This window comes from Microtetraspora malaysiensis (assembly GCF_001528665.1).
Lineage (GTDB): Bacteria > Actinomycetota > Actinomycetes > Streptosporangiales > Streptosporangiaceae > Microtetraspora_A > Microtetraspora_A malaysiensis.
The window spans coordinates 1-2,277 of sequence record NZ_BBYJ01000001.1 but is presented as its reverse complement, the minus strand read 5'-3'; the positions used below and the strand labels follow the sequence as shown (position 1 = coordinate 2,277).

Genomic DNA, 2,277 nt, shown 5'->3' with positions numbered 1-2,277 from the left:
GGGGGAGGGGCGGCTGCATCGGGCGCAGGATGCTGCGCTCGTGCAGGGTGAGGTGCGGGAGCAGCGCGGGCGGCCAGCAGCGGCGCACGCGGGGGTCGGCGGCCAGGTGGTCGGCATAGGCGGACAGGGCCCAGCTCTCGAACATCACTCCCCGCTGCCGGAGGAGTCCGGCTCCGGGACGGACGTCCAGCGCCTGGCCGGAGTCGGCGACGGTGATCCAGCAGACCGGGCCGAAGAAGCCGATGGTCTCGTTCTTGGCGCAGTACCGCTGCCAGTAGCGGGTCACCGCGCGTTCCCGGTCCCGGCGGCGGACGTTCCGCGGCGCGTCGGGACCGCCCGCGACCAGGCCGTCCAGCGCGATGAGCACGCCGGGGTTCTGCCAGGTGACCGCCTCGCGGAAGAGCGGGTCGGCGGCGATCTCGCAGATCTTGGCCGCTCCGGCCGCGATCGCCTCGGCGAAGACCTTGTCGAAGACCTCGGCGTCGCCGTGGCCGGCGAGCAGGTCGTCGGCGGCGGCAGCGGCGGCGGGCGCGGTGAAGGCGTCCAGCCCGGCGGCCGGGAAGCCGGTGGTGCGCAGCAGCGCGTCCGGCCAGACGGCCCAGCCGGTGTTCCCCAGTTCCAGTTTTGTCACCGCGCACCGTCCGGGGTGAGGGAGTCGGTGATCTGGAGGCGGAGCTCGCTGAAGTAGAGGTCGCCCCGGTGGTCGGGCACCCACGCCTGGTCGGGAGTGGGCAGGGCCTCGCTGACGGTGAGCGTGACGTCCGGCCCGGCCGTCCGCAGCATGGCGCTCAGCACGTCCGCGTAGTGCGGGCTGGTGAGGTCGAAGTAGCAGGGTTTCACTTCAGTGCCGATCTTGATGAACACCCGGTCGGGCAGGTTGAGCCGGTTTCGCCAGGTACGGGCGGCGAGGAAGCGGGCGCGCTCGTCCGTGACATCCACGAGCCCGGTCGCGCCGACGGTGGTGCGCCAGGTTTCGCGGGTGATGACGAGCCGGTCGATCGTGACCCGGGGCACGTGCGCGCCGGGGACGGTGAGCTTGAACATGTCCAGCAGCTGGGTGCCGAGCATCTCCGCGAAGATCTCGATCAGCGGCCATCGCCGCCCGTCCGGGCCGGTGGCGACGAGCGTCCCGTCCTCGTCGGAGACGGTGGCCGCGGTGGCGGGCAGCAGCCGGTCGGGGTCCGCGCCACGCGCCTTGCCCACGCCGAGCTGCCGGTCACGCGGCCGGGTCAGCCCGTACCCGGTGCGGGTGGTGTGGCGGGGATAGTCCTCGGGATAGAGGATGTGGATCCGCTCCGGCCCCAGGTCGAGGTCGAGGTCGGCGCGCAGCCGGTCCTGCTCGGGGTGGAACGGGCTGAGCGTCGCGCTGTCCAGGGACGACCACGCCGGGTGCAGCTCGCCGAGGACCGCCTGGTACTCGCCCCGGTTGACGGCGTCCACGTCGGGCGCGCAGATCTGCAGGTCGGGGCTGTGCAGCCGGGCGCCGGCCCAGCCGGGCCGCTCGGCGGGGAAGAGCCGGGCCAGCGACTCGGCCAGCTCGGCGGAGGAGAGCGTGACCCGGCCGCCGGTCGCGGCGGTGTCCGGCGTCCCGATCAGCTCGGCCCAGCGCCGGGCGAAGTCGGCCGCCACCGTGCGGAACGGGTTGTCGTCGCCGGTGAACAGCAGGCCCTGGGCCAGGTACCACAGGTCGCCCAGGCGCACCGGGCCCGTCGCCTCCTGACTCAGCTCCGCGTACAGGTCGCGCAGGACGTCCAGGCACGCCGCGCTGATCGCGTGGGTGAGCCAGCGGGCGGTGGTGAGCAGGACGTCCAGCGGTGCGGCGAGGTCGTCCAGGAGTGCGGAGCCGACGGTGACGTCGAGCTCGCGGGTGGTGTCCTCGTAGCAGAGGGTGCGTCCGGCGTACATCTGGCCGTCGCGGCGTCGGGGGGCCGCGCCGGTGAGGGCGGTGAACTCCTCGTCGAGTGTGGCGAGCGCGGTCTTGAGCGCGTCCGGGTCGCCGGCCGCGGCGGCCACGACGTCGCGGGCGGCGCAGAGCCGGTCGAGCCCGGCGGTGGCCTCGGCGCGCAGCTCGTCGTCGTCGATCGCCGCGATCCGGTCGCGCAGCGCGGATTCCGCGTCACGCCCGATCGGCAGGGCGGCGTCCCAGGTGATGAGGTCGCGTTCGACGAGTCGTTCGAGGAGGAGGTAGCCGTCCTCGGGGCGGGGGAGGGCCGTGACGACCTGGTGGGCGGGGGTGCGTCCGTCGCAGCGGGCGAGCAGGTCGGCTTCGGCGGCGGA

The 2,277-nt window shown here is 74.0% G+C and carries 2 protein-coding genes; both read right to left on the bottom strand.

Annotated elements, in window-relative coordinates:
• Window positions 1-631, bottom strand: a 631-nt coding sequence (locus tag AWQ71_RS00010) for a lantibiotic dehydratase (RefSeq protein ID WP_174550657.1), incomplete at its 3' end; no start/stop codon positions are given.
• On the bottom strand, window positions 628-2,277 hold a 1,650-nt coding region (locus AWQ71_RS00005; RefSeq protein ID WP_067124524.1), incomplete at its 5' end, for a lantibiotic dehydratase family protein. The genes AWQ71_RS00005 and AWQ71_RS00010, both read right to left, overlap by 4 nt.